Source organism: Streptomyces sp. NPDC097595, assembly GCF_044761525.1.
Classification (GTDB): domain Bacteria; phylum Actinomycetota; class Actinomycetes; order Streptomycetales; family Streptomycetaceae; genus Streptomyces; species Streptomyces drozdowiczii_A.
The window spans coordinates 124,624-138,580 of record NZ_JBIWCN010000023.1; the positions used below are offsets into that span (position 1 = coordinate 124,624).

Genomic DNA, 13,957 nt, shown 5'->3' on the forward strand with positions numbered 1-13,957 from the left:
GCGGCCCGCCACTCCGGGGAAACCGGGGTGACGGGCCGCCTCTGAGCGCGGGGTCAGTCCTTGGGGCGCTTGGGGCGCCAGACCACCAGGGCGCTGGTCTGCTGCACGTCCTGGTACGGGACCAGGTCACGCCGGTAGGACGCGTGGACCTGGGCCTCGCGCTGCTGCATGGCCGCCGCGGCTCCGTCCACGGCCGCCGAGAGTTCGGCGACGCGCTGCTGGAGCGCCGCGACCTGGTTCTCCAGCTCGATGATGCGCTTGATGCCGGCGAGGTTGATGCCCTCGTCCTGCGACAGCTGCTGCACCGTGCGCAGCAGCTCGATGTCGCGGGCCGAGTAGCGCCGGCCGCGTCCGGCCGTACGGTCGGGCGAGACCAGGCCGAGGCGGTCGTACTGGCGCAGTGTCTGCGGATGCAGGCCCGAAAGCTGGGCCGCGATCGAGATCACGTACACCGGGGACTCGTCGGTCAGTTCATAAGGATTACGCCGTCGGCCGTCCACCTCAAGCTCCCTTCGCCGCCTGGAACAGCTCCGCCCTCGGGTCATGCCCCGCGGTCGCCTTGCGGTATGCCTCCAGCGCGTCCCTGGCCTCGGTACCGAGGTCGGTGGGCACGGTCACCTCGACGGTGACGAGGAGGTCGCCCCGGGTGCCGTCCTTGCGGACCGCGCCCTTGCCGCGGGCCCGCATCGTACGCCCATTCGGCGTACCGGCCGGTAGCTTGAGGGTCACGGAGGGTCCGCCGAGCGTCGGCACCTTCACCTCGCCGCCGAGCGCCGCCTCCGTGAAGGTGACGGGCACCGTGACGGTGAGGTTGTCGCCCTTGCGGCCGAAGACCGGGTGGGCGTCGACGTGGACCACGACGTACAGATCGCCGGCGGGTCCGCCGCGCTCGCCCGGGGCGCCCTTGCCGCGCAGCCGGATGCGCTGCCCGTCCGAGACGCCGGCCGGGATGCGCACCTGCATGGTCTTCGAGGAGCGGGCCCTGCCGCTGCCCTTGCAGACGTCGCAGGGGTCCTGGGCGATGAGGCCGCGGCCCTTGCAGTCCACGCACGGGTCGGTCAGCGAGAAACCGCCGCCGCTGCCGCGCGAGACCTGACCGGTGCCGACACAGGTCGGGCAGACCCTGGGGGTGCCGTTCTTGTCGCCGGTGCCGGAACACGCCTTGCAGGGGGCCTGGCTGGACATCCGGAGCGGGACCGTGGCCCCGTCGACCGCCTCGGTGAAGCTGAGCGTCACCTCGGACTCGATGTCCTGGCCGCGCCGCGGCTGCACCCTCGTACCGGTGCCGCCGCCGCGGTTGAAGAGGCCGCCGAACACGTCGCCGAGGCCGCCGCCGCCGCCGAAACCGCCGGCGCCGCCACCCTGGCCCCCGCCCGGGGCGCCTCCGAAGAGGTCCCCCAGGTCGAAGTTGAAGTTGCCCTGGGCGCCGCCGGGCCCGGCGCGGAAGCCGCCGTTGCCGAAGAGGGCGCGCGCCTCGTCGTACTCCTTGCGCCTCTTGGTGTCACCGAGGACGTCATTCGCCTCGGAGATCTCCTTGAAACGCTCCTCCGCCTTGTCGTCGCCCTTGTTGGCGTCCGGGTGGAACTCGCGGGCGAGCTTCCGGTACGCCTTCTTGATCTCGGCGTCGGTGGCGTCCTTGGGGACGCCGAGAACCTTGTAGTAGTCCTTCTCGACGAAGTCCTTCGTACTCATCGACGTCCCTCCTTTCGGACGACCGGCCGGGAGCCCCCCGTCCGGGCGGCGCCGGGCCCGCAGGCCCTGGCACCGACCGGACGGGAGGCCCTGGTGGCCAGGCGGTGTGCTGCCAGGTGATCGGACGGAATGTCAGACCTCCTCGCCGCCACCGCTCTCCTCGTCGTCTGCCTTCTCTTCCTTCGCGGCCGCGGGGGCCGCCCCCGGCTGGGGTTCGGCGACCGCGACCCGCGCGGGGCGGATGGTGCGCTCGCCGATCCGGTAACCGGGCTGCAGGATCGCCACGCAGGTCGTCTCCGTGACGTCCGGCGCGTAGCTGTGCATCAGGGCCTCGTGGACCGTCGGGTCGAAGGGCTCGCCCTCCTTGCCGAACTGCTGGAGGCCCAGCTTCGCGACGACCGTCTCCAGCGATTCGGCCACCGACTTGAACCCGCCCACGAGCTCGCCGTGCTCCCGGGCCCGGCCGACGTCGTCCAGGACGGGCAGCAGCTCGGACAGGAGGTTCGCGACGGCGATCTCCTTGACCGTGACCCGGTCCCGCTCCACACGGCGGCGGTAGTTCTGGTACTCGGCCTGAAGCCGCTGGAGGTCGCCGGTGCGCTCGCCGAGCGCCGTGCGGACCTGGTCCAGCTGCGCGGTCAGGGCCGTGTTCTCGTTCGCGTCCCCGGCCGGGGCCGCCGCCTCCTCCTCGGAGGGGGTGGCGGCCTTCGGCTCGGCGTCGTCAGAGGTGGCGCCGGAGGGGACGTCGGGCTTCTCCTCGAAGCCCGGAGTCTCCTCGGTCACGCCGCACCGCCCTTGGAGTCCTTCTCGTCGTCCACGATCTCGGCGTCGACGACATCGTCCTGGGCGTCGCCCTGGGCCTGCTCGGCACCCGGCTGCGCGTCACCCTGCGGGCCGCCCTCGGCCTGGGCGTTGGCGTACATCGCCTGGCCCAGCTTCTGGGAGACCGCCGCGACCTTCTCGGTGGCCGTGCGGATCTCGGCGGAGTCCTCGCCCTTGAGCTTCTCCTTCAGCTCGGCGACCGCGGTCTCCACCTCCGTCTTCACGTCGGCCGGGACCTTGTCCTCGTTGTCCTTGAGGAACTTCTCGGTCTGGTAGACGAGCTGCTCGCCCTGGTTCCGCGACTCGGCGGCCTCGCGGCGGGCGTGGTCCTCCTCCGCGTACTTCTCGGCCTCCTCACGCATCCGGTTGACCTCGTCCTTCGGCAGCGAGGAGCCGCCGGTGACGGTCATCTTCTGCTCCTTGCCGGTGCCGAGGTCCTTGGCCGTCACGTGCATGATGCCGTTGGCGTCGATGTCGAAGGAGACCTCGATCTGCGGGACACCGCGCGGGGCCGGCGGCAGACCGGTCAGCTCGAACATCCCGAGCTTCTTGTTGTACGCCGCGATCTCGCGCTCGCCCTGGTAGACCTGGATCTGCACGGACGGCTGGTTGTCCTCGGCCGTCGTGAAGATCTCGGACCGCTTGGTCGGGATCGTGGTGTTGCGCTCGATGAGCTTGGTCATGATGCCGCCCTTGGTCTCGATACCGAGGGACAGCGGGGTGACGTCGAGGAGCAGGACGTCCTTGACCTCGCCCTTGAGGACACCGGCCTGGAGCGAGGCGCCGATGGCGACGACCTCGTCCGGGTTCACACCCTTGTTGGCCTCCTGGCCGCCGGTCAGCTCCTTGACGAGCTCGGCGACGGCCGGCATGCGGGTGGAGCCACCGACGAGAACGACGTGGTCGATCTCGGAGAGCTGGATGCCCGCGTCCTTGATGACGTTGTGGAACGGGGTCTTGCAGCGGTCCAGGAGGTCCGCGGTGAGCTGCTGGAACTGCGAGCGTGTGAGCTTCTCGTCCAGGTGCAGCGGGCCCTCGGCCGACGCCGTGATGTACGGCAGGTTGATCGTGGTCTCCGTCGAGGAGGACAGCTCGATCTTCGCCTTCTCCGCGGCCTCGCGGAGACGCTGGAGAGCCATCTTGTCCTTGGACAGGTCCACGCCGTGCCCGTTGGCGAACTGCTTCACCAGGTAGTCGACGACGCGCTGGTCCCAGTCGTCACCACCGAGGTGGTTGTCACCGTTGGTGGCCTTCACCTCGACCACGCCGTCGCCGATCTCCAGGAGCGACACGTCGAAGGTGCCGCCACCGAGGTCGAAGACGAGGATCGTCTGGTCGTCCTTGTCGAGCCCGTACGCCAGCGCGGCGGCGGTCGGCTCGTTGACGATGCGCAGGACGTTCAGGCCCGCGATCTCGCCGGCCTCCTTGGTCGCCTGACGCTCGGAGTCGTTGAAGTACGCCGGGACGGTGATCACCGCGTCGGTGACCTTCTCGCCCAGGTAGGACTCCGCGTCACGCTTCAGCTTCTGCAGGATGAAGGCGCTCATCTGCTGCGGGTTGAAGCTCTTGCCGTCCAGGTCGATCTTCCAGTCAGTGCCCATGTGGCGCTTGACGGAGCGGATGGTCCTGTCGACGTTGGTCACAGCCTGGCGCTTGGCGACCTCGCCGACCAGCACCTCGCCGTTCTTCGCGAAGGCGACGACGGACGGCGTGGTCCTGGCGCCCTCTGCGTTGGTGATGACGGTGGGCTCGCCGCCTTCGAGAACGCTGACGACGGAGTTAGTCGTGCCCAGGTCGATGCCGACCGCACGTGCCATTTCAATTCCTCCAACTGACTACTTGAGTGGATCTGACTCAAGGATGCATGACTGGCTTCCCGGAGTCAACAGACCTGAGTCGAGCCGACTCAACTTACGTGCTCCCAATGCGCGCCATCGGCGACACCTGGCGCCTCATGCGCCGCACAGCCCTCCCCCATGATGGCCACATGGGATCGTTCTGTCACAAAATGCCGTGAGAAGCACAAAAGCGGCATTCGATCCGCCGAGTGCAGGCAGGTGCGAGCGATGCGTACGCAGAAACAGTGGGGAAGCGGGCCCCGGCCGCGCCTCTGGCGCCCGCCCCGGCTCCCCCGCCCGACCGCCGAACGCACCCTCGATCTGGTCCTCGGTTCGGCCCTCCTGCTCCTCGCCTCCCCCTTACTGGCCGCCGCCGCCCTGGCGCTGGCCGTACGGGGCCGCCGCGTGACGCGCCGCTCCCCGCGCACCGGACTGCACGGCAGCCCCTTCGTCCTGTACTACCTGGACACCCGGTGGCTGAAGCTGGACGTGGTTTCGCGCCTGCACCACGTGGTAGGCGGCGAGCTCTCCCTCGTCGGACCCGCGCCGCTCGCCCCGGACGACGTGAGGCACGGCACCGAGGGCGCCCGGCGCTGGCGCCAGGAGCTGAAGCCCGGGCTGACCGGTCTGGCCCAGGTGCGGCACCGGTCGGCGATGCCGTGGGACGAGGCGGACCTCCTGGACCAGCACTACGCCGAGCACCGGAGCCTGCGGCTGGACCTCGCGGTCCTCGCCGAGGCCGTACGCGTACCCCTGCGGGAGGCGGTCCACACCCTGCCGTGGCCGGGCAAGGCACACCTGAGCGACACAGATCACCGCCTGCCCGGCTACAGGACAGCCGAAGAAGTGGGTAGTGTCGGCACAGACTGATTAAGTTACTGCTTAGTAGTAGCGATACTCGTAGTCCCGGTGGTCACTGGAAGACGCAGTACTCGCTAGCCAGACGCTGGATCGATCCCACCTCGCAGGCCCGAGGAGCCCCCAATGCAACTCGCCGCGATCATCGTGTCGCTGGTGCTGACCGTGGTCGGCGTTGCGCTCATCGCCCGAGCCGTCGCGCAGATCTACCGGTTCGTCACGCTCGGACAGCCGGTCCCCGCCGGCAGCCGCACCGACAACCCGAAGCAGCGCACGATCACCCTGGTCAGGGAATTCCTCGGCCACACCCGGATGAACCGGTGGGGAATCGTCGGCTTCGCCCACTGGTTCGTCGCGATCGGCTTCCTGACCCTGCCGCCGACGCTGCTCCAGGCGTACGGGCAGCTGTTCAAGGCCGACTGGGTGCTGCCGATCATCGGCGAATGGCTCCCGTTCGAGCTGTACATCGAGTTCATCGGCCTGATGACGACGGTCGGCATCCTCGTGCTCATCGCCATCCGGCTGCTGAACCTCCCGTCCCGGGCGGGCCGCAAGTCCCGCTTCGCGGGCTCCAAGGCGTGGCAGGCGTACTTCGTCGAGTACGTCATCCTCATCATCGGCCTGGCGATCCTCTCCCTGCGCGGTCTCGAGGGCGCGATCCACCACGTCGACGGCTACGAGGCCGCGTACTTCGTCTCGTACCCGCTGGTCCTCGCCTTCAAGGGACTGGCACTCGGCACCCTCCAGAACCTCATCTACTTCGTCGCGATGATCAAGATCGGCACCTCGCTGATCTGGATGATCACGGTGTCGCTCAACACCAACATGGGTGTCGCCTGGCACCGCTTCCTCGGTTTCCCGAACATCTGGTTCAAGCGGAACGCCGACGGCGCGGTGGCGCTGGGCGCCCTCCAGCCGATGACGACCGGCGGCAAGGAGATCGACTGGGAGGACCCGGCCGGGGACGCCGTCTTCGGTGTCTCCCAGGTCGAGCAGTTCTCCTGGAAGGGCATCCTCGACTTCTCCACCTGCACCGAGTGCGGCCGCTGCCAGTCGCAGTGCCCCGCCTGGAACACCGGCAAGCCGCTCTCGCCGAAGCTCCTGATCATGTCCCTGCGCGACCACGCGCACGCCAAGGCCCCGTATCTGCTGGCCGGCGGCGGCAAGGACATGGAGGGCGAGGAGAAGGCGACCGAGGAGCAGCTGAAGGACGTCCCCGCGGCCGCCCTCGCGGAGGCCGAGCGCCCGCTGATCGGCACGGTCGAGGAGAACGGCGTCATCGACCCGGACGTCCTCTGGTCCTGCACCACCTGCGGTGCGTGCGTGGAGCAGTGCCCGGTCGACATCGAGCACATCGACCACATCGTCGACATGCGCCGCTACCAGGTGATGATCGAGTCGGCGTTCCCGTCCGAGGCGGGGACCATGCTCAAGAACCTGGAGAAGAAGGGCAACCCCTGGGGGCTCGCCAAGAAGCAGCGCGTCGAGTGGACCAAGGAGGTCGACTTCGAGGTCCCGATCGTCGGCAAGGACGTCGAGGACCTCACCGAGGTCGACTACCTCTACTGGGTCGGCTGCGCCGGCGCCCTGGAGGACCGCGCCAAGAAGACCACCAAGGCCTTCGCGGAGCTGTTGCACATCGCGGGCGTCAAGTTCGCGATCATGGGCGGCGACGAGAAGTGCACCGGTGACTCGGCCCGCCGTCTCGGCAACGAGCCGCTGTTCCAGCAGCTCGGCGCGGAGAACGTGGCGATGCTGAACATGGCCTTCGGCGAGGACGATGAGGACGACTCGACCAAGAAGGCCAAGGCGACGAAGAAGATCGTCGCGACCTGCCCGCACTGCTTCAACACGATCGCGAACGAGTACCCGCAGCTCGGCGGCGAGTACGAGGTCATCCACCACACGCAGCTGCTCCAACACCTCATCGACGAGGGCAAGCTGATCCCGGTGACCCCGGTCGAGGGCCTGATCACGTACCACGACCCCTGCTACCTGGGCCGTCACAACAAGATCTACACGCCCCCGCGCGAGATCATCGCGAAGGTGCCGGGCCTCCGGAACGAGGAGATGCACCGCCACAAGGAGCGCGGCTTCTGCTGCGGCGCCGGTGGTGCCCGGATGTGGATGGAGGAGCGGATCGGCAAGCGCATCAACAACGAGCGCGTGGACGAGGCCCTCTCCCTCAACCCGGACATCGTCTCGACGGCCTGCCCGTTCTGCCTGGTCATGCTGACCGACTCGGTCAACGGCAAGAAGAACGACGGCAAGGCGAAGGAGTCCATCCAGGTGGTGGACGTGTCGCAGCTGCTGCTCGACTCCGTGAAGACCCCGGCCGACCCGGCGGGCGACCAGGAGTCGGCGGACGAACCGGAGCCGGAACCGGCGAAGTAGCCGGGCCCGCGTCACGGCGCGGTGAAGCGGTCGGACCTGCCTCGGGGGCAGGACCGGCCGCTTCCGCGTTCCCCGACGGATGCTGGGGATAACCCCCGGGGGTCCCCCTTAGGGGATGTCACATCTACGCGTCAAAGGCCGGTACTTCCCCGGCCCCGGGCCCCCGTAACCGGCGGAGCAGGTACGTTCGATGACGTGGCTGGATTCAGGATCGGACGCGGCCGGGACAACCGCACCCCGCAGCAAGGGCAACAGCAACCGCGGCAGCAGCCGTACGGCAATCAGGCATCGCCGCCGCCGTACGGGCAGCAGCAATGGCCGCCGTCGGGCGGACAGGGCGCCCCGCACCACGCCGCCCCGGGCTACCACGGTGGCCGCCAAGGGGGCGGCGGCCACCCGGGCGGCGGCTACACCGGCGCCGGCCCGGACGAGCCGGAGTACTTCACCGACCCGACGCCGTACCCGTATCCCCAGGGCCCCGACCATGGCGATCCGTACGCGAACAATCCGGGCCACACGCAGGCGTTCCGCGTGGACGAGGAGCCGTACAGCGACGGCAACGCGTACCGCGCCGGACACGCGCCCGCGGCCCCCATGGGCCCGCGCCTGCACTGGAAGCAGCTGCTGAGCGGCATCGTGACGCGCCCCGGCCCGACGTTCTGGCAGATGCGCGACTACGCGGTCTGGGGCCCCGCCCTGATCGTGACGTTCCTCTACGGCCTGCTGGCGCTCTTCGGCTTCGACCAGGCGCGCGACGACGCGATCCACGCCCCGGTCTCCAGCGCCGTGCCCTACGTGATCCTCACGGGCGTCTGCTTCGTCCTCGGCGGCCTGGTGCTCGGCGCGGTCACCCACACACTGGCCCGCCAGCTCGGCGGCGACGGGGCGTGGCAGCCGACGGTGGGCCTGTCCATGCTGATCATGTCGATCACGGACGTCCCGCGCCTCGTCTTCGCGATGTTCCTGGGCGGCGAGAACGCGCTGGTCGTCATCCTCGGCTGGGTCACCTGGCTGGCCGCGGCGGCGCTGCTCACCTCGATGGTGAGCAAGTCGCACGACCTTCCGTGGCCGAAGGCGCTGGGCGCGTCGGCGATCCAGCTGCTGGCGCTGGTGTCGATCCTGAAGCTGGGCACGATCTGACGGCTGCGCCGCGTACGGAAAAGGGCCCCGGGGTGACCGGGGCCCTTTTGCGCCAGAAGGCTGTTACTACGCGTCGAGAACCTGACCACCGCGCCGCACGACGGGCTTCTCGACACTCCACGGGAAGTTGATCCAGCGGTCGGTCTTCTTCCACACGTACTCGCACTTCACGAGCGAGTGGGACTTCTCGTAGATGACCGCGGACCGCACCTCGGCGACGTGGTCGATGCAGAAGTCGCGCACCAGCTTCAGCGTCTTGCCGGTGTCGGCGACGTCGTCGGCGATGAGGACCTTCTTGTCCGAGAAGTCGATCGCGTTGGGCACGGGTGCGAGCATGACCGGCATCTCCAGGGTGGTGCCCACGCCCGTGTAGAACTCCACGTTCACCAGGTGGATGTTCTTGCAGTCCAGCGCGTACGCCAGACCGCCCGCGACGAACACCCCGCCGCGCGCGATGCTCAGCACCACGTCCGGCTCGTACCCGTCGTCGGCCACGGCCTGCGCCAGCTCCCGTACGGCGTGCCCGAAGCCGTCGTACGTCAGGTTCTCGCGTACATCGTCGGTCATCGGGTCCTCACACCTGCGTCCGGTGGAAATTCATGAAGGAGCGCGACGCGGTGGGACCGCGCTGCCCCTGATAGCGCGACCCGTACCGCTCGGAGCCGTAAGGGAACTCGGACGGAGAACTCAGCCGGAACATGCACAGCTGGCCGATCTTCATACCGGGCCAGAGCTTTATCGGCAGCGTCGCGAGATTCGACAGCTCCAGGGTCACGTGACCGGAGAAGCCCGGGTCGATGAAGCCGGCCGTGGAATGCGTGACCAGCCCGAGCCGGCCGAGCGAGCTCTTGCCCTCCAGCCGCGAGGCGAGATCGTCGGGCAGCGAGATGACCTCGTACGTCGACGCCAGCACGAACTCCCCGGGGTGCAGGATGAACGCGTCGTCCCCCTCCGGTTCGACGGTGCGGGTCAGGTCGACCTGCTCGACGGCGGGGTCGATGTGCGGGTAGCGGTGGTTCTCGAACACCCGGAAATAGCGGTCGAGCCGCACGTCGATACTCGACGGCTGCACCATCGACGCGTCGAATGGATCAATGCGTACGCGTCCGGCGTCGATCTCGGCGCGGATGTCCTTGTCTGAGAGAAGCACCCACCGAGGATACGCAGAACGCGCGGGCCCGCCCTCATCGGGCCGCCCGCGCGCCTGTCCTCCGTCACCCGCTGCCGCTACCGCCGCTCGAACACCACGGGCACGGCATGCCGCAACCGAGCGCACCGGGGACACCGGATGAGCCGCCCGGGCCCGATCCGCCCTGCCCCGAGCTGCTGCATCGGAAACGAGCTGGTTGCGAAAACGTGCCCTTCGGCACAGCGGACGACGGTGCGCTCCATGGAGTCCATCAAGTCCCTTCCCCATCAAGCCGTGGACGAGACCGCCACATTAGGGGATGAAGAGGACCCCCCTCCACGCGGCACTCCGACACCCACGCTACGCCCCCCAACTCCCGCCCCACGCACGCGCGATCCGGGACGTCTCCGCAGGCGGACCGCTATGGGGTACAGTGTGCGAGGATGCGCCGCTGGATACAGCGTCCGCCATTTTCGCGGGTGTAGTTTAATGGTAGAACATGAGCTTCCCAAGCTCAGAGCGCGAGTTCGATTCTCGTCACCCGCTCCACGAAAGAGCCCCAGGCCAGCGGCCGGGGCTTCTTTGTTGTCTGGACCGGTTCAGGTATCTCGTGCCATGTCCGTGCCAGATGCCTGGTCATCCACGGCTTCACGCCGCCCCCGCACGAGCAGGTCGAGGTCGGCCGCAACCTCGCGCTGCCGCTCCAGTGAGAAAGGCCGACTGAACGACGACCCGCATGCCCGCTTCCGGCGTGGTGGCCCCTTCAGCACGCCTGCCCGTGGCCAGCTCCGCGGCCCGCCTGACACAGACGGTGAGATTGTTCAGGTCGATGCCCTTTCTCACAGTTAAGCCTCTTCCTGGGGTCCGAGAGATCCGTCCGCACCGCCGTGAACCATGAGAAGTGCATCCGCCTTCTGGTCTAGGTTTTGCCTGTGAACCACAGCCGTTCCAACGCTGGCGCACCCCGCGAGCCAGACTTGCCCCCGTACCGGGTAGTCCTGTCGGAGACTGATTGGGGTTCGCTCGAGACGCCTTTCGGGAACGGTGAGGACCTCCCCGAGGTCCTCTCACGACTACTGACGCCCGACCCCAGGGTCCAGGTCAACGCCCTGTCAGAGCTAGGTGAGATGGTCGGCCACCAGAACACGATCTACGAAGCCACTGCCCCCGCCGCCATGTATGTCGCCGGCATCCTCACCCACCCGGCGGCTACGACCCCCCGGCCCTATCGCAACGTCCCCATCCGCGCAGCGCTGTTGAACTGGTTGGCGTCCACGGCCTACGACGCCTCCGACGAGATTGTGGGCCGCGCGGAGCAGCACTTCCCTGACTTCCTCGCCCCCGGCACCATCGTGGCGTCCTTCCGAGACCTGCGCCCGATGCTTTATCGGGCCGTCTCGCCCTTCCTCCGAGACAGCCACGAGGACGTGCGCGAAGCCGCCGTTATCGCCGCGCTCATCCTCGCCGAGCACCCCGCGCTCGCCGAACACCGCGATCACCTCGCCGTGCACGCGCGCTCCATCCTGGACACCAGCAGCAACGGCCACAACCAGCGTGTTGCCCAGAAGGCACTCGAAGCGTGGGGCCACGACACCCCCGGCTCCGAGCCTTTCCTGGAGGGGCCCTGGGACTGGGAGCCACACAGTGATGGCCGCAGCTATCTCGAACCGCCCTTCTGACCGATGCGCGCATGGTCGGCGGGCTCGTACTCCCCGCGCTGGAAACCTCGCCCTCCGGTCGCGCACCTTGACCGGAAGAATCGGTGCCGCAAACCCAGCCCCTGTCGCGCATACTCCAGCATGCTTGACGTATGTCCTCAACGACTCGCATCACCGTCACGCTCCCCAGCGACCAGGTGGCGGAGCTCCGCAAGCTCACGGACAACGTCTCCGGCTACGTGGCGGAGGCGGTGGCCCGCCAGATCCGGCACCAGCTCTTGGGGACGATCTCCGCCGCCACGAGGAGGAGCACGGCCCCTTCAGCGATGAGGAGCTCGTCGAGGCCCGCGCATAGATTTTCGGCTCGGCCGACTCCTCCAGGAGCCCAGACGCCGCGTGAGCGAGCGCGTCGAAACCGTCGTCCTGGATTCCGAAGGGCTCTCAGCCTGGATCGCGCAGGACCGCAAGCTCCTTGCGATGCTTCAGGTCTTCCGCGGCATGGGCGCCGATCTGGTGATCGGGGCCAACACCATCGTGGAAGTCACCCACTCCCGCACCAACATGCCCCGCCTGAACTGGGCCCTGTCCCGCGTCAAGGTGGAGCCGGTCACCGAACAGGCGGCGAAAGCAGCAGCCGCGCTGCTCAAAGGCGCCGGGCTGCACGGGCACCAGTACGCCATTGACGCCACGGTCGCCGAGGTCGCACTCCGCCAGACGAAACCTGTCGCCTGTTGACGTCCGACGGCGACGACATGACCAAACTCTGCGGCAACCAAGTCCGCATCATCCCCCCTCTGACCAGTCGGCCCGCCCAGAGCACGCGTCGCACTGCCAGCTCTCGTGCCCCATCCGTGCCCAGCAGAGCGGACAACGGCGGTCAGACACGGCTCACAGAGACCGGGATCCGTCCACCTGCCCGCCCCGAAACCCCATGTCAGAGCCCGTTCAGCAGCCCAAGCACCGCTGATTCCCAAGCTCAGAGCGCGAGTTCGATTCTCGTCACCCGCTCCACGAAGAAGGCCCAGGTCAATGACCGGGGCCTTTCTTGTTGTCTAGACCTTTTCCGGGTGGCATGCCCGCCGCGTATTGAGAGAAGGACGGCTCACGCCCGGTGGGCGTGAGCCGTCCGCCGAAAGCTGCCTCAGGGCTTCGCTGAGGGCGTCGGGTGGGTGAGTATCACGTCGTTAAAGATCCCCTTGGGAGTCGCCGCGTCACGGCGAGGGGTGGGGCTGAGGGCGTCGACCACCGGCGCGATCGCGTCCGTACATTCGGATGGCCTGCTCCGCTTGCCCTGTCGGCTCACGACCGTCACATCATCGATATTCTTGAACGCTTTGGTGAGACCCCTCGCCTCCTGCGGCAGCCGAAGGGGCTCGGACCCGGTACGCCGCGATCCCCGTAGCAAGTGTGTCAGCAATAAAGCCCGTACGAAATGGCTTGCCACGGGCGATGCTAATCATGCCGTTCGCAGGACGGGAGATCCCCACTTCGCGAAGGAGTTTGGTGAGCACAGTCCCGAGCTTCTGCGTGTCCATGCCCAGGTGAGCCGCCAGGTCGGCGCTGTACATCTTGCCGCCAGCACGGACGATGGCCTCATGGGCGCGGACCAGAAGCGCGGGGACTCCTGTGTTCGGGTCTCTCAGTACAGAGACCTCTCCGGACTCATCGACCAGGGCCTCCGACGTCGATCCGTCGAACCCCTCGTCACTCGCCGCGCCCGTGTCCATGTGCAGGGCGAGCTGAGGCGCCGGAAAGTTCACAGGAACGGGCGGGGCGGGAACGCGGGCCCCGACAGGTGCCGGGTTCGCGCGCTCGGCACCGACCGGCTGTCCGGAGGCGATGAGGGCGTAGACGTGGGCGACGTCGACGAGTGCTGACGCTCCGACGAAATCACCGCGGAGCAGTGCGGTCCGTGCCTCAGTAGCGATCTGCTGAGCGGAGACTGCTGCGCCGGAGCGCGCTTGCTTGTTCATACCTGGACAACGCAGCCAACACGCCACCGGACACTTACCGAGACCGACAAGACTTCCATCCGATCAGCCCAACATCAGCGGCGGTGCCGCTCACCTGCGAAAAGCGGCTGAGTCCTCTGCGATCACTGATGGCAGTGGACGCGCCGGTACGCGCTCCGGTACGCCCCCCTCATTGGCGGTGCGCCCCTTCGCTTCTCCGTGACCTTGGGCCTGGCGCTGCTACGTAAGAGCAAGCGGGCATTCCTTACGGTAAGTCGCCGTAAACCCCTCGTTTGGTGTGCGGGCAGCGGCGCGGGTCAGTCCCTCCACCGGCGTCGCCTGGCATCGGCGGGCCCCCACGAGATCGGTCAGGTCGGCGTTAACCTCGAAGTTTCGTGACGGCTCATCAGGTCAACTGGTGGGCTGTTTCGCTTTGTTGTGACGGGTGCGGGCAGGCTGACGGCCCGGCTGTCG

Annotated in this window: 11 protein-coding genes, 1 tRNA gene and 2 pseudogenes; 7 read left to right on the forward strand and 7 right to left on the reverse strand. The window is 68.1% G+C overall.

What is annotated here, in order from left to right; genetic code table 11:
• Window positions 1-53: 53 nt before the first annotated feature.
• The 4 genes from ACIQZN_RS29860 to dnaK form a co-directional block, all read right to left on the reverse strand.
• Window positions 54-500, reverse strand: coding sequence for a heat shock protein transcriptional repressor HspR (locus tag ACIQZN_RS29860; RefSeq protein WP_018522258.1), 447 nt, complete (start codon window positions 498-500; stop codon window positions 54-56).
• 1 nt (window position 501) lies between these two features.
• Window positions 502-1,692, reverse strand: coding sequence for a molecular chaperone DnaJ (gene dnaJ, locus ACIQZN_RS29865; RefSeq protein ID WP_404000345.1), 1,191 nt, complete (start codon window positions 1,690-1,692; stop codon window positions 502-504).
• Window positions 1,693-1,824: 132 nt separating this feature from the next.
• On the reverse strand, window positions 1,825-2,475 hold the full coding sequence (grpE, locus tag ACIQZN_RS29870) for a nucleotide exchange factor GrpE (protein WP_404000348.1): 651 nt from the start codon (window positions 2,473-2,475) through the stop codon (window positions 1,825-1,827).
• The gene (gene dnaK / locus ACIQZN_RS29875; RefSeq protein ID WP_391264775.1) at window positions 2,472-4,331 is read right to left on the reverse strand and encodes a molecular chaperone DnaK; all 1,860 of its coding nucleotides are present in this window, start codon (window positions 4,329-4,331) and stop codon (window positions 2,472-2,474) included. The genes grpE and dnaK overlap by 4 nt, the downstream gene beginning before the upstream one ends.
• A gap of 249 nt (window positions 4,332-4,580) precedes the next feature.
• On the opposite strand from dnaK, the gene ACIQZN_RS29880 reads away from it, so the two are divergent.
• From ACIQZN_RS29880 to ACIQZN_RS29890, 3 genes are all read left to right on the forward strand, one after another.
• Window positions 4,581-5,222 (forward strand): sugar transferase, encoded by a 642-nt coding sequence (locus tag ACIQZN_RS29880; protein ID WP_404000351.1) that lies wholly within the window; start codon window positions 4,581-4,583, stop codon window positions 5,220-5,222.
• 114 nt (window positions 5,223-5,336) lie between these two features.
• Window positions 5,337-7,604, forward strand: coding sequence for a (Fe-S)-binding protein (locus tag ACIQZN_RS29885; RefSeq protein ID WP_404000354.1), 2,268 nt, complete (start codon window positions 5,337-5,339; stop codon window positions 7,602-7,604).
• A gap of 195 nt (window positions 7,605-7,799) precedes the next feature.
• Complete coding sequence (locus ACIQZN_RS29890) at window positions 7,800-8,744, forward strand: Yip1 family protein (protein WP_404000357.1); 945 nt, start codon at window positions 7,800-7,802, stop codon at window positions 8,742-8,744.
• A 66-nt stretch (window positions 8,745-8,810) separates the two neighbouring features.
• On the opposite strand, the gene ACIQZN_RS29895 is transcribed toward ACIQZN_RS29890, so the two are convergent.
• Window positions 8,811-9,311, reverse strand: coding sequence for a phosphoribosyltransferase (locus tag ACIQZN_RS29895; RefSeq protein WP_404000360.1), 501 nt, complete (start codon window positions 9,309-9,311; stop codon window positions 8,811-8,813).
• A gap of 7 nt (window positions 9,312-9,318) precedes the next feature.
• Window positions 9,319-9,894, reverse strand: coding sequence for a dCTP deaminase (gene dcd / locus ACIQZN_RS29900; RefSeq protein ID WP_018102070.1), 576 nt, complete (start codon window positions 9,892-9,894; stop codon window positions 9,319-9,321).
• A gap of 454 nt (window positions 9,895-10,348) precedes the next feature.
• Between dcd and ACIQZN_RS29905 the strand changes: the two genes are divergently transcribed.
• The 4 genes and pseudogenes from ACIQZN_RS29905 to ACIQZN_RS29920 form a co-directional block, all read left to right on the forward strand.
• Window positions 10,349-10,422 (forward strand) — tRNA-Gly (locus ACIQZN_RS29905).
• A gap of 578 nt (window positions 10,423-11,000) precedes the next feature.
• Window positions 11,001-11,552 carry a hypothetical protein gene (locus ACIQZN_RS29910; RefSeq protein WP_404000363.1) on the forward strand — a complete coding sequence of 184 codons (552 nt, stop codon included), beginning with the start codon at window positions 11,001-11,003 and terminating at the stop codon, window positions 11,550-11,552.
• A gap of 131 nt (window positions 11,553-11,683) precedes the next feature.
• A pseudogene (locus tag ACIQZN_RS29915) lies at window positions 11,684-11,886 on the forward strand (hypothetical protein).
• Between the two features lie 41 nt (window positions 11,887-11,927).
• Window positions 11,928-12,322: pseudogene (locus tag ACIQZN_RS29920) on the forward strand (DNA-binding protein); the annotation flags it as partial.
• 522 nt (window positions 12,323-12,844) lie between these two features.
• Here the strand turns inward: ACIQZN_RS29920 and ACIQZN_RS29925 are convergent.
• Window positions 12,845-13,504: a hypothetical protein gene (locus ACIQZN_RS29925; RefSeq protein WP_404000366.1), complete on the reverse strand. Its 660-nt coding sequence runs from the start codon at window positions 13,502-13,504 to the stop codon at window positions 12,845-12,847.
• Window positions 13,505-13,957: the final 453 nt, after the last annotated feature.

Coding starts and splice junctions, on each gene's coding strand:
- dnaJ (WP_404000345.1), bottom strand. CDS start 1,692: ATGAGTACGAAGGACTTCGTCGAGAAGGACTACTACAAGGTTCTCGGC.
- dnaK (WP_391264775.1), bottom strand. CDS start 4,331: ATGGCACGTGCGGTCGGCATCGACCTGGGCACGACTAACTCCGTCGTC.
- ACIQZN_RS29880 (WP_404000351.1), top strand. CDS start 4,581: ATGCGTACGCAGAAACAGTGGGGAAGCGGGCCCCGGCCGCGCCTCTGG.
- ACIQZN_RS29885 (WP_404000354.1), top strand. CDS start 5,337: ATGCAACTCGCCGCGATCATCGTGTCGCTGGTGCTGACCGTGGTCGGC.
- ACIQZN_RS29895 (WP_404000360.1), bottom strand. CDS start 9,311: ATGACCGACGATGTACGCGAGAACCTGACGTACGACGGCTTCGGGCAC.
- ACIQZN_RS29910 (WP_404000363.1), top strand. CDS start 11,001: ATGGTCGGCCACCAGAACACGATCTACGAAGCCACTGCCCCCGCCGCC.
- ACIQZN_RS29925 (WP_404000366.1), bottom strand. CDS start 13,504: ATGAACAAGCAAGCGCGCTCCGGCGCAGCAGTCTCCGCTCAGCAGATC.